This window comes from Micromonospora sp. NPDC049139 (assembly GCF_055586845.1).
The window spans coordinates 1-20,699 of sequence record NZ_JBVJHK010000034.1; the positions used below are offsets into that span (position 1 = coordinate 1).

Here is a 20,699-nt window from a genome sequence, read left to right on the forward strand (position 1 = left end):
CACCGCCCGGAAACCCCACACCGTGGAGCCCCCGACCCGGGGCATTTCGTTCACATCCCCGCCGCTCTCGCGCCGGGCACTTTTACTACGTTACCCGGGGGTTTCCGCCGTGTCAAACCGCTCTGTCGCGACCCGCACCACTTCAACCCAATTTCCGGGCACCACGAACGAAGCCGGATTTCGCCGGACCGATCATGGATTCAGCAGGCCGGCCGCCACGGTCTCCCGCAAGCTCGCCCGGTGCCCTGCCGGTCGTCAACCATACCCGGTCGGTTTCGCCTCGCCAAATCCGCCTCGCGGCGAATCCGGGGCACCGCCCGGTCCAGGTTCCGATGAGTGCTAACCCATCCGAGCTGGGGGTTGTTCCCGCGCTCCGGCCTCCAGGACTTTCGCCCGTTTCGTCTGTTCCGCGCTGGCAGAGAGAAAGCTACGCGTCCCGCGGGAAGATCGTCAAATCGGCGGTCGGCGTCGCGCGTCACATCCGGGACCACAGCCTTCCGACCCGCGATCGAGGCGGTCGGCAGGCCGTACGCCAGTCCAGGCCGGCCATGGGGAGATGCTGTGGGCGGGGGGGCCGGACTTGATGGTGGTCTGCACCCCGCCGCACACCCGGCTGCCGATCGCTCTGGGCTGCCTCGCCACCGGCGGCCGACCTGCTGCCGGAGCAGCCGCCGGCACTGTCCACCGCCGAACACCGTGAGCTGGCCGCCGCCGGCACTGTCCACCGCCGAACACCGTGAGGCCGCCGCCCCCCTGCGGCGACGGGCGGGCGTGCCAGGTCGGCTTCCAGCTCTCGGCTCGGCGGCCTCGCGAGCCGACCGACGGTCGGGGCCGGGCCGCGCGGATGTCGTCACCGGCATCGCGCCGGTCGCGGCCTGGCAGCGCCCCGACGCCTACTACGCCCGGGCACCGTTAGCCGGCCCGCCTGACGCGCGTCCACACCAGACGCGTTGGCGTCACCTGCCTGTACGCCGCGTGGACATCACCCGGAAGTACGCGTGGACATCACCCGGAAGTAGTCGACACCTACGAGGGCTCCGCGGCCGGCAGGATCCGTCCCGCGGGGCGGCCGGGCGGGGGTCACCCCGTTCCACGGGCCTGTGCGGCGGCGGTAGCGTGGCGCCACATCACGGCCCGTGGCGCGGACTCCCCGCCGGTGTGGCGCTCGCGATCGTACGGAGGAGGGTGCATGTCCCACGGCGAGGAGCCGTTCGCGGCACGCGAGGACGCGACCTCGCGGCCGAGCTTTGACCTCGCACTGCGGGGCTACGACAAACGACAGGTCGACCGGTACGTCGAACAGGTCGACGGCGAGCGGTCGGCGCTGGCCGCCGAGCGGGAGCGGGCCTCGGGCCAGCTGCGGGAGCTGACCGCGGAGCTGCACCGGCTGCACGCGGAAGTCGCCGAGCTGCGCGAGCGGCCGGCGCAGCCGGACCGGGCGTCATTCCGTGACCTGGGGCCGATGGTCGACCAGATCCTGGCCCTGGCGGAGAAGCAGGCCGGGGTGATCACCGACGCCGCCGGTCAGGAGGCTGCCGAGCTGCGGGCCGAAGCGGAGCGGGCGCTCACCGAGGCCCGGGAGCACGCCGCCACGACGCTGCGGGAGCTGGCGGAGGAGGCGGAGGCCCGGCGCGCCCAGGACGAGCAGGAACACGAGGAACGCCGCGCCAACGCCCAGGCCGAGCTGGCCCGGATCCGCGAGGCGGCGGAGCGCCTGCGGGCGGCCGGCGAGGCGGCCCACGACCACGCGCTCCAGGAGGCCAAGCGGATCGACGAGCAGAGCGCCCAGCAGCTCGAACAGTCCCGCGCCGAGGCCGAGGCGTTCCTGACCGCGGCCCGTACCCAGATCCAGCAGGAAGTGCAGGCGGCGCGCGCGAAGACCCAGCAGGAGCTGGGCCAGTGGCAGGCCAGCGTGGAGCGGGAGATCAACGAACGGCGGTCCGCCGCCGAGCAGGAGGTCACCGAGCAGCGCGCGGCGGCGGAGCGGGAGCTGGCCGGCCAGCGCACGGCGGCCGAGCAGGAGATCGCGACGCTGATCGCCGAGGCGCAGCAGTACGCGGCCACGTTCCGCCAGCGCGCCGACGAGCAGGCCGCGGCCCACCAGCAGCAGCTCGCCGCGGCGCAGCAGGGCCTCCGGGACCGGCGGGAGGCGCTGGCCCGGTTGCAGTCCGAGCTGGAGACTGCGCAGCAACAACTCGCCCAGGCACGGCAGGACAGCGCCAGCGCCGAGCGGGAGTTCACCGACCTGCAGCAGCGCCTCGCCGAGACCCGGCAGGAGCTGGCCGACGAGCTGCACCGGCTCGACGAGGTGCGCCGGGCCGCGGATTCCGCCGAGCAGCACGCCAAGGAGGTCCGTGCCCGGGTGAAGCGGGAGGCGAAGCGGGTGGCGGACCTGGCCGCGGCGGCGGTCATGGCGGCGGCCACGGGTGGCGCGGAGACCGCCGAGTACCCGCAGGTCGGCGCCCGCGCCCGCGGTGGCCGGCCGGCGGCATCCGCCGTCGAGGCCGTGGGCGGCGGGGCCGGCTACGCGGCGGGCGGCGTCGAGGCCGGGGCGGGCGGGGCCGGCGGCGCGGCGGGAAACCCGGCTGGCGACGCGGGGCGGGCAGCGGCCGGCGAGGAGGAGCGGTCCCCGGGCGGCACCGTGGCGCAGCCGCCGGCGGAGTCGGTGGTCGCCCCGGGCTGACGCGGCACGACGTGCTGGAGCCCCTGGCCGGCGTCGAGCCCGGCGGGCCGGGGACGCTCCGGCACCCGCTGGTCAGGTCGCGGGCGAGCGTGTCCCCCCGTGGGCGCACAGCGGCTGGGCGGCGCCACCGACCAGGACTCGTTGCCCAGCGAGGTCGCCCCCAACGGTGCCCTACACTCGCTCGCGGCGGGCGGTAGCGCAGAGGTCGTCGCGTCTCCTTGGCAGGGAGGAGGACGCCGGTTCGATTCCGGCCCGTCCGCCGCCCGGGCGTCGTCCCGCCCGATCCGTGCGGGCCGTAGCGCAGCGGTCGTCGCGCCCGGTCTCCAAAACCGGGAGGACGCCGGTTCGAATCCGGCCGGTCCGCACCCCCTACACTCCCCGGCGAGCGGGTCGTAGCGCAGCGGTCGTCGCGCCCGACTGCTAATCGGGAGGACGCCGGTTCGATCCCGGCCGGCCCGCTCCCGACGGGAACGGGGACGCCGACATGGAGCGCCGACGCGAGCGGGAGCGGCAGCTGCGGCTCCTGCGGTACGCCTCGCCGCCGGGCATGGTCGCCGCCGCCACCGCCCGCCGCCGCGCCGGAGACTGGCGGGGCGCGTGCCGGGCGGCGTTGGTCGACGCGCACATCGACCTGCCGGACGTGGCCTCCCGGTACGGCGGCGGCGAGGCCGCCCGGATCGAGGGCGAGCTGCGCGGCCTCGCCCCGGACCTGCTGCGCCGCTTCCTGCCCCGCACCGACTCGCTGGCCCTCCTGCCGCGGGCCGTCGTCGTGCTGACCCGGCTGCCCGGCCCGGTCCCGACGGGCACCGAGCCGTCCGACTCGGGCGTTCCGCTGCTGGTGGCGACGCTGCCGTTCACCGACCGCGCCCCGCAGCGGATCGGGCTGCGGGTCACCGACAGCCGGCGCCTGCCGCCCCGGTGGCACGACCTGCCGGGCTGGTGCTGGGACGCGGCGGCGGTTGACGCGCGCCGTTGGGCGTACGGCGCCTCGGCCGCCCGGCTCGCCTGGCACTCGCCCGACGGCCACCCGTACCCGTCCGGCGGCACGGGTGCGCCGGCGCTCACCGGCGACCGGGCCGCGGAGGTGGAAGCCCTCGCCGCGCTGCTGTCGGCGGGACGGCCGGTGGCGGCGTACGAGGCGGCCGGGTTCACCGTCGACCCCGACGAGGCCCGGCAGCACGCCGCCTGGTTCGCGGCCCCGCTCGCCGCCCACGCGCCAGCGCTGCCCGTACTCGCCGACGAGGCCCGCCGCCTCGCCCACCGCTACGGGGCGACGACACAGGTCAGCGTGGACCGTCGGCTCGCCGTCGAGGTCGCCGCCGACGGCCGACCGACCGTCCGCAGGGCGAGCTGGCGCGATCCCGCCGTCGGGCCGTGCGCCTTCGGGACGCCGGGGCCGACGGACGTGGCGCTGCTGCGCCGGGGCGACCTGACGCCGGACGAGCTGCACCCGCTGGTGCACGAGGCGTTGTTCCCGGGTCGGACGCAGGCGTGGCGGGCCACCGCACCGGCGCCACCCACGCCGATCCGGATCCGGTGCGGGCCCGACTGGCACGTCGTCCGCCCCGCCGACGGGCGCCTCGTCACCCCGCACCACAGCGACGAGGAACTGCGCCGGGAGTTCCTGCTCGCCGGGCTGGGCGGCCCGCTCCTGGGCTGTGCGGCGGCGGTGCGGGCCTGGCGTACCGGGGCGAGACCGGTGCCGAAGGAGATCCGCAGGCTCCGGCAGGACGTCTTCGCCCGCGCGTTGCACGGCGACACCGACGGTCTGCTCGCCCTGCTCGCCGACGGCCTCGACCCAGGGCTGCGCGACGGCACGGGCGGCACCCTGCTGCATTGGCTGTCCCACCTGGACCACGCGAGGATGCTGCCGGCGCTCGCCGCCGCCGGTCTCGACGTCGACGAACGCGACCGGGACGGCCGCACCCCGCTGCACGCCGCCGCGGTCGCACTGGACACCGAGGTGATGGCGGCCCTGCTCGCGGCCGGCGCCGACCCGGACGCCGGGGACGCGCAGGGCCGCACCCCCGCCGGGCTGCTCGCCGCCGCGCGGAAGCTGACGCGCCGAAACTGATGCGACGGTAGTCGACGCGCGGAAGCTGACGCGACGGAAGCCGACGCGACGGTAGCCGGCGGTTTGTCGGTGGCCTTCGGTATGCTCCCGCGCGGCGAGGCCGTAGCGCAGAGGTCGACGCGCCTTGACAGCAAGCTGGAGGACGCCGGTTCGAATCCGGCCGGTCTCGCCGCCACCCCTTCGCGAAGGAGCACCGTGTCCGTCGACCGCGCCGAGTTGGCGGCCTGCCTGGCCGTCCTGGCCCGGCTCGACGACGCCGACCTCGACGAGGCGACGCGGCAGGAGTTGGAGCGGGCGGTCATTGCCGCCCATCGGGGGGTGAAGAAGCGCGCCAAGGCCCGCCGGGACGCCGCGACCCGGGCGGCGGACCGGGCGCTGCTGGCCGGCGCCACCCGCTTCCACACCGAGATCCCCGACGTCGCCCCGCCCGTCTCCGACCGGCCCGCCGACCCGGGCCGGGGCGGCGCCGGCCACGACGCGGCAGAACGCGGGTCGTTGCGTCGGGAGCGGCACTGCTACGTGTGCAAGCTGCCCTACCGCCGGGTCGACGTCGACTACCACCAGATGTGCCCGCCGTGCGCGGCGGAGAACCGCGAGCGGCGGCACGCCCGTTGTGACCTGACCGGCCGCACCGCCGTGGTGACCGGCGGCCGGGTGAAGATCGGCTTCCACACCGCGCTCAAGCTGCTCCGCGACGGCGCCGACGTGATCGTGACGACCCGGTTCCCCCGGGACGCCGCCCGCCGTTTCGCCGCCGTGCCGGACGCGGACGACTGGGCCGACCGGCTCTACGTGCACGGGTTGGACCTGCTCGACCTGGCCGGCACGCTCGACTTCGTCACGCTGGTCGGCCGGCGCTTCGCCGGGCTGGACATCCTGGTCAACAACGCGGCGCAGACGCTGTACCGGCCGGAGGCGTACCACCGGGAGGTCCGGGCGGCCGAGTCGACGGCGCTGGAGGGGCCGGCGGCGCGGATCGCGATCGGCGCCGCGCCCGCCGCCACCACGGCGCGGCGGCTGCCCGCCGGGCTGGACGCGTTCTTCCCGGCCGGGCAGGTCGACGAGACGGGCCAGCCGCTCGACCTGCGCGAGGTCAACTCGTGGGTGCTCAGCGACGCCGACGTGAGCCCGCACGAGTGGTTGCAGGTGCACGTGGTCAACGCCTTCGCGCCCTTCCTGCTCACCTCCCGGCTGCGCCCGCTGATGCAGGCGGCCGCCCATCCGCAGCGGCACGTCGTGCAGGTCTCGGCGATGGAGGGCAGCTACAGCCGCTCCGGCAAGACCACCCGGCACCCGCACACCAACATGGCCAAGGCGTCGCTGAACATGCTGGTCCGCACGGTCGCCCCCGACTACCTGACCAGCGGCATCCACATGAACAGTGTGGACACCGGCTGGGTCACCGACGAGCGGCCGCACCCCGGCAAGACCGCCCAGCGTGACCTCGGGTTCCGGCCGCCGCTCGACGTGGTCGACGGCGCCGCCCGGGTCTACGACCCGATCGTCCGGGGCGTCCGCGGCGCGCCGGTGAGCGGCCAGTTCCTCAAGGACTACCGGAGCGTGCCCTGGTGACCGATCCCACGCCGGTGCGGTGCCCGGCCATCGCCGACCCCGACACCGGGCTCGCCGACCCGGCCGACTTCGACCCGCTGCTGGTCCGCCTCTCCGTGCCGGACGCGGTGGTCGCGCCCGAGGAGTTCCCGCGCGGCACGGTGCAGCCCGACGGCCGGCTCGACCTGTGCAAGCAGGGCGTCGGCCCGGCGCAGACCGCCCGGATCGTGGCCGCCGCGGTCGACTCGCCGCTGGTGCGGCACCTGCTGCTGGGCACCAACCGCCTCGGCGCGGAGGGCGCCCGGGCGGTCGCCGAGGCGCTGCGCCCGGGGCACCACCTCGAGACGCTCTACCTGGGCTGCAACCGGATCGACCCGGCCGGGGTCGACGCGCTCGCCGCCCGGCTGGCCGGCGACCACACGGTGCGGGCGCTGTGGCTCAAGCGCAACCCGGTCGGCGACGAGGGCGTCCGGCGGCTCGCCGCCGCGCTCGCGGTGAACTCCACCATCCGCACGCTGGACCTGGTCAACGTCGGGATGAGCGTACGCGGGCTGGCCGACCTGGCCGAGGCGCTGGCCGACCGGGAGCGGCCGGTGCAGCGGCTCTTTCTCGGCGGCAACGGCTTCGGCCCGGACGCGGTGCCGGTGCTCGGCGCGCTGGTCCACGCCGCCCGGGTCCGGGAGCTCTACCTGGCGGCGAACCACCTCGGGGACGCCGGCGCCGCCGCCCTCGCCGAGCTGGCCGACGGGGTGGAGGTGACGCTCGGTCTGGGCGGCAACGGGATCACCCCGGCCGGGGTGACCGCGCTGGCCCGGCACCTGGGCGCCTGGCGGGCGCTGGACCTGGCCCGGCCGCCTTCGGAGCGGGCTCTCGGGGCGTGCGGCAACGTGGTCGGCGACGAGGGCGCGGCGGCGCTCGCCGACGCGCTGCCCGCCGCCCGGCTGCGCCGGCTGGACCTGCGGCGTACGGAGGTCGGGGGGCGGGGCGCGAAGCGGCTCGTCGAGGCCGTCGAGGGCCACCCGACGCTGGAGTACCTGGGCATCAACGGGGGCGTGCCGCGGCGACAGCGTCGCCGGGCCTCGGCCCTGCTCGCCGAGCGGCCGGTCACCGCGCCGCACGAGGACATCCGGGCGATCGCGAGCGTCTACCGGTGAACCCGCCCGTCGTCGACGAGATCCGCACCTGGCAGCGCGTCCGGCGGTACGCCGTGCCGGCCGCGATGGTCGAGGCGTGCGCCGCGGCCCGGGAGGCAGGTGACTGGCGGGCCGCCTGCGCGGCCGGACGCGTGGACGTGGCGTTCGACCTGGCCGAGGTGGCCCGGGAGCACGGCCGGGCCCGTGCCGACCGGATCGAGGCGGACCTCGGCGTGCTCGCCCCGGACCTGCTGCGCTGGCACCTGCCGCGCGTGCTCGGCGGCCGCACCAGCGTCGCCACCCACCAACGGTTCGTGCTGTCCGCCGGGGACGGGCGGTTCGACGACCGCGACGTCGCGCTGACGGTGGACACGCCGAAGACGGTCGACGGGTCGCAGCGGCTGCGGCTGACCGTCCGCCCCACACTGGGCGAGGGCTACCCCCGGCAGGACCTGCCGCCGGTGTACTGGAGCGCCGCGCACGTCGACGGGCTCGCCGGCGCGTACGGCGGCTCGCCGGGCCGGCTGCCCGGCTTGGCGGCCGACGGCACGGTCCGGCCGTTCGGGTCGTACGCGACGGTGGTCGACCCGGGCGCCCCACCGAGCCGGGCCGAGGTCTTCGACCGGCTGGTCGCCGGCGGCGAGCTGGTCGAGGCGTGGGCGGCGGCCGGGGTCGACCTCGACCCGGAGGCCCCGGAGACCTACTACCTCAACCGCGAGGTCGCGAGCGCCGCCCGCGGCTGCCTGGTCCCGCTCGGGCTGGACGCCGAGCTGGCCCGGCTGGAGGACCGCTACGGCGTCGACCGGGTCATGATCTGGTCCGGGGGGCGGCCGGTGGCCGAGGTGCACCGGCGGGGCGACGGCACGCCGGCTGCCGCGTTCGTCGGGTACGAGCGGGAGCACTTCACCCGTCCCCGCTTCGCCGGCGTGGTCCACGAGCGACCCCCCGACCTGGACCTGCTGCGGCACGGCCTGCTCCGCCCCGCCGAGCTGCACCCCCTCGTGCGCCGGGCCCTGTTCCCGTCGGCACCGTCCACGCCGGACGGCGCCCCGTCACCGGTAGACGGCCCACCGGTGCCGGCGGTACTCCTGCGCGCGGCGCAGGGCGGGACGGCACGGCCGGGGACGGCCACCTCGGAGACCGCGCAGGGCGAGACGGCGCACGCCGAACAGCCGGAGACAACGGTGGACCGGCTCGACGCGGGCGTGGACATCACGGCGCGGGCCGGAACGGCGCGGCCGGGGGTGGCCGGTCTGCGGGTGGAGGTGCCGGTGCGGTGCGGGGGCGGGTGGCACCTCCTCGTCCACGGCGACGGCCGGCTCGACCCGGTGTCGCACACCGCCGAGGAGGTCGCCGGGGAGGAGCTGCTGCGCGCCCTCGGCGGGCAGTCGGCGGGCTGCTTCGCCGCCGTGCAGGCGTGGCGCGGCGGGACCGGCCGGCTGCCCCGGTCCCTGCGCGAGCTGCGGCGCGACGTGCTGCTGCGGATCCAGCACGGCGGCGCGGCGACGTTGGCCGCGCTGCTGGACGCGGGGCTCGACCCGAGGATGGGCGACGGCCGGGGCGGCACTCTGCTGCACCACCTGCGCGCGGTGGAGGACGTCTCGCTGGTCCGGCGGCTGCTCGACGCCGGCGTGCCGATCGGGGCCGGGGACCGTCGGGGCCGTACGGCGCTGCACGTTGCCGTCGGCGACGGCGGCAGCCCGGAGCTGGTCCGCGCGCTGCTGGTCGCCGGCGCCGACCCGCACGCCCCCGACGAGGACGACTACAGCCCCCGCGACCTGGCGGAGGGAAAGGCGAGCATGTACGACGACGACGGCGAGGACGTGCAGCCGGTGTTCCGGATCCGGGACGTGCTGGCGGAATGGGTCGACGGATGACGGCGGCCGTGCCGGCGCTGGCCGCCGCCGACGACCTCGTCGCCGCCACCCGCGCGTGGCGGACGGAGCCGGCCGCCGACCCGAAGGTCGAGGCGCTGGCCCTGGCGGTGTCGGCGAACCTGCCGGTGCTGCTGTGGGGCGAGCCGGGCATCGGCAAGTCCGCCACCCTCCAGCAGCTCGCCGACGGGTTGGGCCTGCCGCTGGAGACGGTCATCGCCAGCGTGCACGAGCCGTCGGACTTCGCCGGGCTGCCGATCGTCGGGGACTCCCCGGCCACCGACGGGGTGCCGATGGCTCCGCCGGACTGGGCGGTCCGGCTGGCGCGTACCGGATCGGGCTTGCTCTTCTTCGACGAGCTCTCCTCCGCGCCGCCGGCGGTGCAGGCGGCGTTGCTGCGGGTGGTGCTGGAGCGTCGGGTCGGCAGCCTCGCGCTGCCGGCGTCGGTGCGGATCGTGGCGGCCGCGAACCCGCCGACCAGCGCGGCGGACGGCTGGCACCTCGCCCCGCCGCTGGCGAACCGGTTCGTGCACCTGCACTGGACGCACGACGCGCGCACGGTCGCGCGGGGGCTGGCCGGCACGTGGCCGGCGGTGACCGTGCCGGAGGTCCGGCCAGGGCGCACCGCGACGGCGCTGGCCAGGGCGCGCGGCGCGATCGCGGGTTTCCTCACCGCCCGGCCGGGGCTGACCCACCACCTGCCCGCCGACGCCGAGGCCCGCGGCGGCGCGTGGCCGTCGCCGCGCACCTGGGAGATGGTGCTGCGGCTGCTCACCGTCCATCACGCGGCGGGGACCGGGGCGGAGGCGCTGGCGCTGGCGGTGATCGGCGCCGTGGGCGACGGCGCGGGGTTGGAGTTCGTCACCTACCTGGAGAACCTGGACCTGCCCGACCCGGAGCGGGTGCTCGCCGACCCGGCGGCGTTCCGGCTGCCGGAGCGGGGCGACCGGCAGTTGGCGTTCCTCACCGCTGTGATCTCCGCGGTGCAGGCGAAGGTCGACCGGTCCCGTTGGGAGGCCGGCTGGGTGGTGCTGGGCAAGGCGGTCGAGGCGGGCGTGCCGGACGTCGCGGCGCGCGCCGCGATGGACCTGGCGGCGCTGCGCGACACCTCGTGGCCGGTGCCGCCGGCCATCCACGCCTTCGCGGACGTGCTGCGGTTGTCGGGACGCCTGGCCGGATGAGTGCCGGCGGCGGCCGGTTGGACCGCACGAAGCTGCTCGCCGCCCGGTTCCGGGCGGCGCAGGACCGTCCCTACCTGGCCACCGCGCTCTACAGCGTCACGGTGGTGGAGTCGCCGGACGTGCCGACCATGGGCGTCGACCGGCACTGGCGCTGCTACGTCTCGCCGGGGTTCGTCGACCGGCTGCCCGTGGCCCAGCTCGCGGCGGTGTGGATCCACGAGGTGGCCCACCTGCTCCGCGACCACCACGGCCGGGCCGACCGGCTCCCCGTCGGGCAGCGGCGCGACCACCACCGGGTCAACGTCGCGCAGGACTGCGAGATCAACGACGACCTGGTGGCCGACCGGCTGCCGCTGCCGCCGGACCGGATCGAGCCGAAGACCTTCGGGCTGCCGGCGGGCCTGCTGTTCGAGGCGTACCTGCCGCTGCTGCCGCCGCAGGTGTGCGCGGCCGGGCCGCACGACTGCGGATCGGGGGCGCACGGCGTCGACCGGCCGTGGGAGCGCGACGGCGCGGGCGGCGTCAGCACGGTGGAGGCGGGGGCGATCCGCCGAGAGACGGCCCACGCGGTCCGCGCACACGTCCGCTCCCGGGGCACCGTCCCGGCCGGATGGGAACGCTGGGCCGCCCAACTGCTCGAACCCCGGGTGGACTGGCGGCGGGCGCTCACCGGCGCGGTACGCGAGGCGGCCGCCTGGGCCGGCGGCGCGGTCGACTACACCTACCACCGGCCCTCCCGGCGCGCCGCGGCGACCCGCGGGGTGGTGCTGCCCAGCCTGCGCCGACCGGTGCCCCGGGTGGCGGTCGTGGTGGACACGTCGGGGTCGATGGGCGAGCCGCAGCTCGCCGCGGCGCTCGCCGAGGTCGCCGGGGTGCTCCGGGCGGTCGGCGTCGGCGGTAACCGGGTCACCGTGCTCTCCTGCGACGCGGCCGTGCACGTCGTACGGCGGGTGCACACCGTGGGCGAGGTGCGGCTGGCCGGGGGCGGCGGCACCGACATGCGGGTCGGGATCGAGGCCGCGCTGCGCGACCGACCGCACATCGTGGTGGTGCTGACCGACGGGTTGACGCCGTGGCCGGCGGCGCCGCTCGAGGCCACCCGGGTCGTCGCGGGGCTGGTCGGGGCGGGCGCGCCGCTGCCGCCGTCCTGGATCACCAGCGTCACGATCGACGACTGACCCGGCCCGGTCCCGCGCGCCGGCACGGCCGCAAGCCGATCTGGTCCAACCAGTTGACGGGTTGATGTGCGCTGCGCCACACTCCTCGGCATGGACTTCGCCCCCGTCCCCCGCTCCTCCGTCTCCGACCACGTCTTCGGCCAGATCCGCGACGCGATCGTCAGCGGCTCCTACCGCCCCGACGACGCCCTGCCCGGGGAGCGGGAGCTGGCCGCCACCTTCGGGGTCAACCGGCACGCCGTCCGCGAGGCGCTGCGCCGGTTGCAGCAGCTCGGGCTGGTCCGGGTCAGCCAGGGCGGCGCGACCCGGGTGCTGGACTGGCGGGTGCACGCCGGGCTCGACCTCGCGCTCTCCCTCACCCGCTTCCACGACACCCTCCCGGTCGACACCCTCGTCCGGGACATGCTGGAGATGCGGGCCTGCGTCGGGGTCGACGCGGCCCGGCTCTGCGCCGAGCGCGGCGACCCGGCGGCCCGGGCCGCGATCCCGCGGGCCGTCGAGGAGTACGCGGGGCTCGCGCCGGACCTGGCCGGAATGGGCGAGGCGACCATCGTGCTCTGGCGGCACATCGTCGCCGGCTCCGGCAACACCGCCTACCTGCTGGCCTTCAACAGCCTGGTGGCCGGCGCGCTCGCCGTCGGCGAGGTGCCACCGGAGCGGCGCGCCGCGGAACTGCTCGACGTCGCGGGCCACCGCCGGCTCGCCGACGCCATCGTCGCCGGCCGGGCCTCCGACGCCGCCCGCGAGGCACGCGCCCTGCTCACCGCCCCCCTCGCCACCCCCGCCGCACCGCCGAGAAGGGAAGCCCGGGCATGATCCCCGCCGTGCTCTACGCCGTACCGGCGTTCCTGCTCCTCATCGCCGTCGAGGCGCTCTCCTACCGCTTCGCGCCCGACGACGACGAACGCGGGTACGAACTGCGCGACACCGCCACCAGCCTGACCATGGGCGCCGGCAGCCAGGTCATCGGCGTGCCGTGGAAGCTGCTGACGATCGGCCTCTACGCCGCCGCGTACACGGTCGCGCCGATCCAGCTCTCCCCCACCAGCGTCTGGACCTGGGTCCTGCTGTTCTTCGCCGACGACCTGGCCTACTACTGGTTCCACCGGTCCCACCACGAGGTGCGGCTGCTCTGGGCCGGGCACGTGGTGCACCACTCCAGCGTCTTCTTCAACCTCTCGACCGCGCTGCGGCAGAGCTGGACGCCGATAACGTCGATCCCGTTCTGGCTCGGGCTGGCGCTGCTCGGCATCCCGCCGTGGATGATCTTCCTCCAGCAGTCGGTCAGCCTGCTGTACCAGTTCTTCCTGCACACCGAGCGGATCACCGTGCTGCCTCGCCCCGTCGAGTGGATCTTCAACACGCCGTCGCACCACCGGGTCCACCACGGTGCCAACGCCGAGTACCTGGACCGCAACTACGGCGGCATCCTGATCGTCTGGGACCGGCTGTTCGGCACCTTCGAGCCGGAGCGCGCCCCCGTCCGGTACGGCCTGACGAAGAACATCGACACGTACAACCCGCTGCGGGTGGCGACCCACGAGTACCGGGCCATCTGGGCCGACGCGCGGGCCGCCTCGTCCTGGCGGCACCGGCTCGGCTACGTGCTCGGCCGGCCCGGCTGGCAGCCCGTCCCGCACGCGCAGCCGGTCGCCGTCCGATGAGGCGGCTCTGGCCGTTCGGCGTGGTGGCCGCCGTCGAACTGATCGGCGTCGCGGCCGACGTGACCGCCCTGCAGTGGCTGGCCAAGCCCCTGCTCGCGCCGGTGCTGCTGGCGTACCTGCTGCGGGCGCGCCGGCGCATCGACGGGGTCGCCGTCGGGCTGGTCTTCGCCACCGCCGGGGACGTCGCGCTGCTGCTCTCCGGCCGCACCGCGTTCCTCGTCGGCATGGGGTGCTTCCTCGGCGCCCAGGTCGGCTTCCTGACCGCCTTCCTGCGGCACCGGCGGCCGCCCGTCGCGGCGGTCGTCGGCTACCTCGTCTGCTGGGCGGCGGCCAACGTCGCGCTGTGGAACGCCCTCGGCCCGCTGCGGCTGCCGGTCCTCGGCTACAGCCTCGCGCTCAGCCTGATGGCCGCCGCCGCGACCGGCGTCTCCCGCCGGGCGGCCGTGGGCGGGGCGCTGTTCCTCGTCTCCGACCTGCTGATCGGGCTGGACGCCGCGGGCACCACGCTGCCCGGCCACAGCCTGGCCGTGATGACCACCTACATCGCGGCCCTGCTGCTCATCACCGCCGGATGGGCCGAGGCGACCGGCCGCACGCGCGGCGCCGGCGGCCGCGCACAGGCGGTCACCGCCCCGGCCGTGCCGCCCTCCCGCCGGCCGGTTGTGCGGGGGTGAGCCGCACCCGGCGCAGCAGTTGCGCGTTGACCGCCACCACGACGGTGGAGGCGGACATCAGCACCGCCGCGACGGCCGGGCTGAGCGCGACCCCGGCCCAGGCCAGGACGCCGGCGGCCAGCGGGATCGCCACCACGTTGTAGCCGGCTGCCCAGGCCAGGTTCTGGATCATCTTCCGGTACGACGCGCGGGACAGCCGGAGCACGCCGATGACGCCGCGCGGGTCGGAGGAGGCCAGGATGACCCCCGCGGACTCGATGGCGACGTCGGTGCCGGCGCCGATGGCCAGGCCGACGTCGGCGCGGGCCAGGGCCGGGGCGTCGTTGACCCCGTCGCCGACCATCGCGACGGTCAGCCCGCGGGCCTGCAGGTCGGCGACGGCCCGGTCCTTGTCGGCGGGTAGCACCTCGGCGAAGACCTCGTCGACGCCCGGCCGGAAGCCCAGGTCTGCGGCGACCGCCTCGGCGACCGGCCGGGCGTCGCCGGTGATCATCGCGATCGTCCGTACGCCGTGCTCGCGTAGTTCGGCGATGGCCGCGCGGGCCTCCGGGCGGACCTCGTCCTCCAGGGCGAAGGCGCCCACCGCCTCGGGTCGCCCGTCGGCGGGCAGCCGGACGAGGTGCAGCACCGCCGCACCGCGTGACGACCAGCCCCGGGTCACGGTGGCGAGGTCGTCCGGCACGGCCGCCCCGACCTCGCGCACCAGGGCGGGGCCGCCGACCGCCCAGGTGGTGCCGTCGACGACGGCCCGGACCCCCCGGCCGGGCAGGGACCGGAAGTCCCGGGCGGTCGCCCGCAGCCCCCGGTCCTGCGCGACCTTGACCAGAGCCTTGGCCAGGGGGTGTTCGCTGTCAGCCTCGACCGCGCCGGCGATCCGCAGCACCTCGTCCTCGGTGGTGCCGCTGGCGGCGGCCGTGGCGGTGACGGTGTGGGCGCCCTTGGTCAGGGTGCCGGTCTTGTCGAACAGCACCGCGTCGACGGTGCGCATCCGCTCCAACGCGAGGCGGTCCTTGACCAGGATGCCGGCCTTGGCCGACACCGCGGTGGACAACGCGATCACCAGCGGAATGGCCAGCCCGAGGGCGTGCGGGCAGGCGATCACCAACACCGTCACCGACCGGACCACGGACTGGACCGGGTCGTCCAGCGCCCACCAGGCGGCGAAGGTGACCAACGCGGCGGCGGTCGCGACGTAGAACAGCATCGCGGCGAACCGGTCAGCCAGGACCTGCGCCCGGCCACTGGACGCCTGAGCCTGGGCGACGAGCCGGCCGATGCCAGCCAGCGCCGTGTCCTCGCCGACCGCGTCGACCCGGACCCGCAACGCGGAGTCGGTGGCCACCGTGCCGGCCACCACCCGGTCCCCCACGCCGCGCGGCACCGGCCGCGACTCCCCCGTGATCATCGACTCGTCCAACTCGGCGGACCCGTCGACGATCGAGCCGTCCGCCGGCACCCGGCCACCGGAGCGGACCAGCACCACGTCACCCACCCGCAGCTCGGCCAGCGGCACGCGGTGCGGGGTGCCGTCGTCGAGCCGTTCGGCGTCATCCGGGAGCAACGCCGCCAGCGCGGCGAGGGCGCCCTGCGCCTGGCCGATCGCCTTCATCTCCTGCCAGTGCCCCAACAACATGATGGTCACCAGCGCCGCCAGCTCCCACCAGAAGTCCAGGTCGAACGCGCCGAGGCTGGTCGCCAGCGACGCGGCGTACGCGACCGTGATCGCCATCGAGACCAGCAGCATCATCCCCGGGGCGCGGTCGCGGACCTCCCGTACGGCGCCCACCAGGAACGGCCAGCCGCCGTAGAGGAAGACCACCGAGCCGAGGACCGGGCCCACCCAGCTCCTGCCGGGGAAGTCCAGGGCGTAGCCGAACCAGTCCAGCACCAGGTGACTGGTCAGCACGATCGGCACGGTGAGGGCGAGGCACAGCCAGAACTTGCGGCGGAACTGCTCCGGGTCGTGACCGGCGTGCTTGTCGTGCCCGCCGTGCCCCGCCTGCTCGCCGGATCCGCCGTGCCGGCCGGGCCCGCCGTGGTCGTCGGGCCCGCCGTGCGCGGCTCGGTCGTGGCCCTGGCCGTGGCCGCCCGGCGAACGGGCCGCGTCACGGTGCGGGCGGAACGCCCGTGCGAACAACCCGAACCCCCGTTCCCGCGGCCACACCGGGCCCGGGCCCACCGGCCGCCGCCACCGCGTTCGGGCGCCGGGGCGGGCGGCCCGCGTGCGACCGGACGCACGAACCACTGTAGGAGAACCGGGGGTCGCCGGGCCGGGGATCACCGCGATCGGCGGGAGGCCGGGCCGCGCGCCGCCCGGCGGACGGGTTCAGCGCCGGCTCACCGCCACGCGGTCTCCTCCGCCACCTGTACGCGGTCGAGCAGCGGCCGCCACCAGCTCTCGTGCTCCCGGTACCAGGCGATCGTCGCCTTCAGCCCGTCGCCGAACCCGATCCTCGGCTCCCAGGCCAGTTCACGGCGCAGCTTGCCGGAGTCGAGCAGGTAGCGCCGGTCGTGCGAGGGCCGGTCGGGCACCCGTCGCTTCAGCTCCGCGCCGAGACCCAGCTCCCGCAGCACGGCGTCGGCGAGCGTCTCGACGTCGACCTCGACGCCGCTGCCCACGTTGTACGTCTCCCCCAGCCGGCCGTGCAGCAGCACCGCCTCGACCGCGCGGCAGTGGTCGGCCACGTGCAGCCACTCGCGGCGGTTGCGGCTGGAGGCGTAGACCGGCAGCGGCATGCCCCGCAACGCGTGCGTGACGAACAGGGGGATCACCTTCTCCGGGAACTGGTACGGGCCGTAGTTGTTGGAGCAGGTGGTGATCGTGAAGGGGATCCCGTAGGTGTGCCCGAAGGCCCGCACGGCGTGGTCGCCCCCGGCCTTCGCCGCGTTGTACGGGGTACGCGGCAGGTAGGGCGAGTCCTCCGTGAAAGCGCCGGGGTCGTCCAGCGCCATGTCCCCGTACACCTCGCAGGTGGAGATCTGGTGGAAGCGGATGCCGTCGCGGCCGATCCGCCGGACGGCCTCCATCAGGGCGACCGGGCCGAGCACGTTCGTCTCGAAGAAGGCCGTCGGGCCCAGCACCGCGCGGGAGTTGTGCGACTCGGCGGCGAAGTTGACCACGACGTCGACCCCGTGCTCGCGCAGCGCCCGCGCCACGGCCGGCTCGTCCCGGATGTCGCCCTGGACGAAGGTGACCGCGTCACCGAGGTCCGCGAGGTTGGCCAGCGTGCCGGAGTACGTCAGCAGGTCGAAGGCGACCACCCGGTCGCGCGGGTGGGCGCGGTGCCAGTGGCGGACGAAGTTGGAGCCGATGAAGCCCGCCGCGCCCGTCACGAGAATCGTGCTCATTGATCTCTCCTACCTTCGCCCGGCGGGCCTCCGAGGTGGCACCGGAGGGTCCGTCGGCGACGTCCGGCCAGTCCATGCGACGCGACCCGCCGTCGGCGGGCCCGCGTGGGTGGTTCACCCGGACGAGTGTGCCCGGCCGCCCGGTGGAACGGACGGCCGGCCGTTGCGGCGTATGCCAGCAGCGTCGCCGCGGAGGGTGGCCGTCGCAGGCGTGCCCGGTGCCCCGAAGCGGCCCGGGCCCGGTGGCGGGCCGCCGGCGCGCAGCGTCAGCGAGGGGCCCTTCCTCTGTCGGAGGCGTACGGAAGGGCCCCTCGCTGACGTATGGAGGCCGGTGCGGCGGAAAGCCCGACTCAGCAGTCGGCGAGCTGCCCCCGCAGCTTGCCGAGGGCGCGGGCGAGCAGCCGGGAGACGTGCATCTGGGAGACGCCGACCCGGGCGGCGATCTCGCTCTGGGTGAGGTTGCCGTAGAAGCGCAGGGTGAGGATCTTCTGCTCCCGCTCGTCGAGGGTGGCGAGCGCCGGGCCGAGGGCCACCCGCAGCTCCGCCAGCTCGAACTCGCCGTCCTCGGCGCCCAGCGTGTCGGCCAGTTCGGTGGCGCTGTCGCCGTCACCGATGGGGGTGGACAGGGAGACGGCGTTGTAGGCCCGGGCGCCCTCGAGGCCCTCCAGGACCTCTTCCTCGGTGATGTCGAGGTAAGCGGCGATGTCGGCGACCGTCGGGGCCCGGTTGAGCGTCTGCGTGAGGGTGCCGTTGGCCTCGGAGATGCGCAGCCGCAGCTCCTGCAGCCGTCGGGGGACGCGGATGTTCCAGGTGCGGTCGCGGAAGTGGCGCTTGATCTCGCCGAGGATCGTCGGGATGGCGAAGCCCGCGAAGTCGACGCCCCGGGAGGCGTCGAACCGGTCCACCGCCTTGATCAGCCCGAGGGCGGCGGTCTGGGCCAGGTCGCCGGTGGGCTCGCCGCGCCCGCTGTAGCGGTAGGCGAGGTGGTGGGCCAGCGGCAGCCACGCCTCGATCGCCCGCTCCCGCACCGCCGGCCGGTCGGGGTGCCCCTCGGGCAGTGCGGCGAGGGCGGCGATCAGCTCGCTCGCGCGGGACTCGTCCCCGGCCGCCGTGGTGCTGGCGTCGGTGGTGGTCGTCGGCGCGGTGGTCGTGGTGATCATGTTGGCCTTCCTGTCCCGCACGGCGCGGCGGCACCCGGGGGCGTCGACCGCAGTGCAGCCCACCCTAGACCAAAGGCTGTAGCCACATCAACCGAACGGCTGATGGACGAAAGCCTCAATAGGTAGAAAAGGGAGGTGGGCGTCTCGCCGCCGTCGTCCGCCCCCGCCACCGTGGCGCACCGCCGCCGGCGGCAGCGGGCCGCGCGCGCCTGCCACCGGCCGCCGCTGATCATCTTGTCGGGCACACCTGTTACGGTCTCGCCGCCGCTGCACCAGTCGACCGGAGGTAGGCGTGATCAGTTCGCACGTGTCGTCGTTCGCCGGGTTGCCGGTGCTGCCGTTCACACCGGGAATGCCCCTCCCCGACGACCCGTCGGCGGTCGCCTGGCGGCTGGAGGTCGAGGACTTCGACGCGGAGCCCGAGGAGTTCGCCGGCCTCGTGCAGGCGCTGCGCGAGCAGGTGCCGGCCGACGCGGTGCGCGCCCTGGTGATCGGCGAGTGGGGCGAGGCGTACGAGCGGCCGCTGCCGGTGGAGGCGTTGGTGGCGGCGGCCGGCGAGTGGACCGCGCTGCGGGCGGTCTTCCTCGCCGACCTGACCTACGAGCAGTGCGAGATCTCCTGGCTCAGGCACGGCGACATCACCCCGCTGCTCGCGGCGTACCCGTCGCTGGAGGTGCTGTGGGTGCGCGGCGCGCAGGACCTGCGGCTGGAGCCGGTCCGGCACGACGCGCTACGCGAACTGCGGTTCGAGTCCGGCGGGCTGCCGGCCGGGGTGGTGCGGGCCGTCGGCGCCTGCGAGCTGCCGGCCCTGCACCGGTTGGACCTGTGGCTCGGCCGGTCCGACTACGGCGGCGACGCGACCGTCGACGACCTGGCCGGCGTGCTGGCCGGCGCCGGCCTGCCCGCGCTGCGGCACCTGGCACCGTGCAACGCCGAGATCGCCGACGTGGTGGCGGCGGCCGTCGCCGCGGCGCCGGTCGTCCCGCGGCTGGAGGTCCTCGACCTGTCGATGGGCACGCTCACCGACGAGGGCGCGAAGGCGCTGCTGGCCGGCCAGCCGCTGACCCACCTGACGCGGCTCGACCTGCACCACCACTACCTCTCCGAGGAGATGGCCGCGGCGGTGGTCGCCGCGCTGCCGGGCGTGCGCGTCGACGTGTCGGACCCGCAGACCGCCGACGAGTACGACGGCACCCGCTACCGCTACACCGCCGTCGGGGAGTGACCGGCCGTGGCCTTCGGTTCCCACGCGCGGACCTTCGCCGGTCGACCGGTCGTCGACGTCCCGGTCGACGGGCCGCTGCCCACGGTGGACGGTCCGGTCTCGTGGCGGTTCTCCCTGTGGCACTTCGACGAGACCGCCGACTACAAGCTCTCGGACGAGTTCCGGGTGGCGTTCGACCGGTTCGTCGCGCAGGCCGGGCCGTCCGTGGAGTCCCTGGTCGTCGGCGCGTGGGGGTACGCGGCGTTCAACCCCGCCCCGATCGCGCAGCTCTGCGCGGCGGCGCCCCGGCTGCCCGCCCTGCGGGCCCTCTTCCTCGGTGACATGACCAGCGAGGAGTGCGAGGTCTCCTGGATGAGGGTGGGCGACGTCAGCCCGCTGCTCACGGCGTACCCGGAGCTGGAGGTGCTGCGCGTCCGCGGCGGCGAGGACCTCGCGTTCTCTCCCGCGCGGCACGCGCGGCTGCGGGAGCTGGCGGTGGAGACCGGCGGGTTGTCGCGGGCGTTCGTCGGCGCGGTGCTCGACTCCGACCTGCCCGCCCTGACCGACCTGGAGCTGTGGCTCGGCACCTCCGACTACGGCGGCGACGCACAGGTGTCCGACCTGGCCCCGCTGCTGGCCGGGGAGCGGTTCGGCGCGCTGCGCCGGCTCGGGCTGCGCAACGCGGAGATCGCCGACGACCTCGCCGAGGCCCTGGCGAGGGCGGCGGTGGTGCCGCGCCTGGAACGGCTGGACCTGTCGCTGGGCACGCTCGGCGACCGGGGCGCGGCGGGGCTGTTGGCCGGGCAGCCGCTGAGCCACCTGGCGGAGCTGGACCTGCACCACCACTACCTCTCGGAGGAGATGGCCGCCTCGGTGGTCGCCGCGCTGCCAGGCGTCCGGGTCGACGTGTCCGACCCGCAGGAGGCCGACGAGTACGACGGCGAGAGCTACCGCTACACGGCGGTGTCGGAGTGA

General features: G+C 75.7%; 15 protein-coding genes and 4 tRNA genes. 16 read left to right on the forward strand and 3 right to left on the reverse strand.

Annotation, left to right across the window (positions count from 1 at the left end; translation table 11 throughout):
- Window positions 1-1,189: 1,189 nt before the first annotated feature.
- From ACZ6Q9_RS32400 to ACZ6Q9_RS32465, 14 genes are all read left to right on the forward strand, one after another.
- Window positions 1,190-2,683: a hypothetical protein gene (locus ACZ6Q9_RS32400; protein WP_396831108.1), complete on the forward strand. Its 1,494-nt coding sequence runs from the start codon at window positions 1,190-1,192 to the stop codon at window positions 2,681-2,683.
- Window positions 2,684-2,870: 187 nt separating this feature from the next.
- A tRNA-Ala gene (locus tag ACZ6Q9_RS32405) sits at window positions 2,871-2,943 on the forward strand.
- Between the two features lie 28 nt (window positions 2,944-2,971).
- Window positions 2,972-3,048: transfer RNA gene (locus ACZ6Q9_RS32410), tRNA-Trp, on the forward strand.
- Window positions 3,049-3,068: 20 nt separating this feature from the next.
- Window positions 3,069-3,143: transfer RNA gene (locus ACZ6Q9_RS32415), tRNA-Ser, on the forward strand.
- Window positions 3,144-3,167: 24 nt separating this feature from the next.
- The gene (locus ACZ6Q9_RS32420; protein WP_396831106.1) at window positions 3,168-4,757 is read left to right on the forward strand and encodes an ankyrin repeat domain-containing protein; all 1,590 of its coding nucleotides are present in this window, start codon (window positions 3,168-3,170) and stop codon (window positions 4,755-4,757) included.
- Window positions 4,758-4,853: 96 nt separating this feature from the next.
- Window positions 4,854-4,926 (forward strand) — tRNA-OTHER (locus ACZ6Q9_RS32425).
- Between the two features lie 26 nt (window positions 4,927-4,952).
- Window positions 4,953-6,329 (forward strand): SDR family NAD(P)-dependent oxidoreductase, encoded by a 1,377-nt coding sequence (locus ACZ6Q9_RS32430; protein ID WP_396831104.1) that lies wholly within the window; start codon window positions 4,953-4,955, stop codon window positions 6,327-6,329.
- Window positions 6,326-7,462 carry a gala protein gene (locus ACZ6Q9_RS32435; RefSeq protein WP_396831102.1) on the forward strand — a complete coding sequence of 379 codons (1,137 nt, stop codon included), beginning with the start codon at window positions 6,326-6,328 and terminating at the stop codon, window positions 7,460-7,462. The genes ACZ6Q9_RS32430 and ACZ6Q9_RS32435 overlap by 4 nt, the downstream gene beginning before the upstream one ends.
- Window positions 7,459-9,318, forward strand: coding sequence for an ankyrin repeat domain-containing protein (locus tag ACZ6Q9_RS32440; protein WP_396831100.1), 1,860 nt, complete (start codon window positions 7,459-7,461; stop codon window positions 9,316-9,318). Before ACZ6Q9_RS32435 ends, ACZ6Q9_RS32440 begins: the two co-directional genes overlap by 4 nt.
- Window positions 9,315-10,496, forward strand: a complete 1,182-nt coding sequence (locus ACZ6Q9_RS32445) for an AAA family ATPase (protein ID WP_393270891.1) — start codon at window positions 9,315-9,317, stop codon at window positions 10,494-10,496. Before ACZ6Q9_RS32440 ends, ACZ6Q9_RS32445 begins: the two co-directional genes overlap by 4 nt.
- Complete coding sequence (locus ACZ6Q9_RS32450) at window positions 10,493-11,674, forward strand: vWA domain-containing protein (RefSeq protein ID WP_396831098.1); 1,182 nt, start codon at window positions 10,493-10,495, stop codon at window positions 11,672-11,674. Before ACZ6Q9_RS32445 ends, ACZ6Q9_RS32450 begins: the two co-directional genes overlap by 4 nt.
- A 90-nt stretch (window positions 11,675-11,764) precedes the next feature.
- Window positions 11,765-12,490, forward strand: a complete 726-nt coding sequence (locus ACZ6Q9_RS32455; protein ID WP_393460581.1) for a FadR/GntR family transcriptional regulator — start codon at window positions 11,765-11,767, stop codon at window positions 12,488-12,490.
- Window positions 12,487-13,338, forward strand: a complete 852-nt coding sequence (locus ACZ6Q9_RS32460; RefSeq protein WP_393460584.1) for a sterol desaturase family protein — start codon at window positions 12,487-12,489, stop codon at window positions 13,336-13,338. Before ACZ6Q9_RS32455 ends, ACZ6Q9_RS32460 begins: the two co-directional genes overlap by 4 nt.
- The gene (locus ACZ6Q9_RS32465) at window positions 13,335-14,012 is read left to right on the forward strand and encodes a lysoplasmalogenase (RefSeq protein ID WP_396831096.1); all 678 of its coding nucleotides are present in this window, start codon (window positions 13,335-13,337) and stop codon (window positions 14,010-14,012) included. The genes ACZ6Q9_RS32460 and ACZ6Q9_RS32465 overlap by 4 nt, the downstream gene beginning before the upstream one ends.
- Here ACZ6Q9_RS32465 and ACZ6Q9_RS32470 read toward each other — a convergent pair.
- The 3 genes from ACZ6Q9_RS32470 to ACZ6Q9_RS32480 all read right to left on the reverse strand — a co-directional run bounded on the left by ACZ6Q9_RS32470 (window position 13,963) and on the right by ACZ6Q9_RS32480 (window position 18,520).
- The gene (locus ACZ6Q9_RS32470) at window positions 13,963-16,149 is read right to left on the reverse strand and encodes a heavy metal translocating P-type ATPase (RefSeq protein ID WP_396831095.1); all 2,187 of its coding nucleotides are present in this window, start codon (window positions 16,147-16,149) and stop codon (window positions 13,963-13,965) included. The genes ACZ6Q9_RS32465 and ACZ6Q9_RS32470 overlap by 50 nt on opposite strands.
- 200 nt (window positions 16,150-16,349) lie before the next feature.
- On the reverse strand, window positions 16,350-17,360 hold the full coding sequence (rfbB, locus tag ACZ6Q9_RS32475) for a dTDP-glucose 4,6-dehydratase (RefSeq protein WP_393460593.1): 1,011 nt from the start codon (window positions 17,358-17,360) through the stop codon (window positions 16,350-16,352).
- 350 nt (window positions 17,361-17,710) lie between these two features.
- A complete protein-coding gene (locus ACZ6Q9_RS32480; RefSeq protein ID WP_393460596.1) occupies window positions 17,711-18,520 on the reverse strand; it encodes a SigB/SigF/SigG family RNA polymerase sigma factor in 810 nt (269 codons plus the stop codon).
- Between the two features lie 292 nt (window positions 18,521-18,812).
- Here ACZ6Q9_RS32480 and ACZ6Q9_RS32485 point away from each other — a divergent pair, with 292 nt between their 5' ends.
- Complete coding sequence (locus tag ACZ6Q9_RS32485; RefSeq protein ID WP_393460599.1) at window positions 18,813-19,745, forward strand: STM4015 family protein; 933 nt, start codon at window positions 18,813-18,815, stop codon at window positions 19,743-19,745.
- Between the two features lie 6 nt (window positions 19,746-19,751).
- Window positions 19,752-20,699, forward strand: coding sequence for an STM4015 family protein (locus tag ACZ6Q9_RS32490; RefSeq protein ID WP_393270870.1), 948 nt, complete (start codon window positions 19,752-19,754; stop codon window positions 20,697-20,699).

Excerpts from the sequence above, each read along its gene's own strand:
- ACZ6Q9_RS32400 (WP_396831108.1), top strand. The coding sequence starts at position 1,190 with ATGTCCCACGGCGAGGAGCCGTTCGCGGCACGCGAGGACGCGACCTCG.
- ACZ6Q9_RS32420 (WP_396831106.1), top strand. The coding sequence starts at position 3,168 with ATGGAGCGCCGACGCGAGCGGGAGCGGCAGCTGCGGCTCCTGCGGTAC.
- ACZ6Q9_RS32445 (WP_393270891.1), top strand. The coding sequence starts at position 9,315 with ATGACGGCGGCCGTGCCGGCGCTGGCCGCCGCCGACGACCTCGTCGCC.
- ACZ6Q9_RS32450 (WP_396831098.1), top strand. The coding sequence starts at position 10,493 with ATGAGTGCCGGCGGCGGCCGGTTGGACCGCACGAAGCTGCTCGCCGCC.
- ACZ6Q9_RS32455 (WP_393460581.1), top strand. The coding sequence starts at position 11,765 with ATGGACTTCGCCCCCGTCCCCCGCTCCTCCGTCTCCGACCACGTCTTC.
- ACZ6Q9_RS32460 (WP_393460584.1), top strand. The coding sequence starts at position 12,487 with ATGATCCCCGCCGTGCTCTACGCCGTACCGGCGTTCCTGCTCCTCATC.
- ACZ6Q9_RS32465 (WP_396831096.1), top strand. The coding sequence starts at position 13,335 with ATGAGGCGGCTCTGGCCGTTCGGCGTGGTGGCCGCCGTCGAACTGATC.
- rfbB (WP_393460593.1), bottom strand. The coding sequence starts at position 17,360 with ATGAGCACGATTCTCGTGACGGGCGCGGCGGGCTTCATCGGCTCCAAC.
- ACZ6Q9_RS32480 (WP_393460596.1), bottom strand. The coding sequence starts at position 18,520 with ATGATCACCACGACCACCGCGCCGACGACCACCACCGACGCCAGCACC.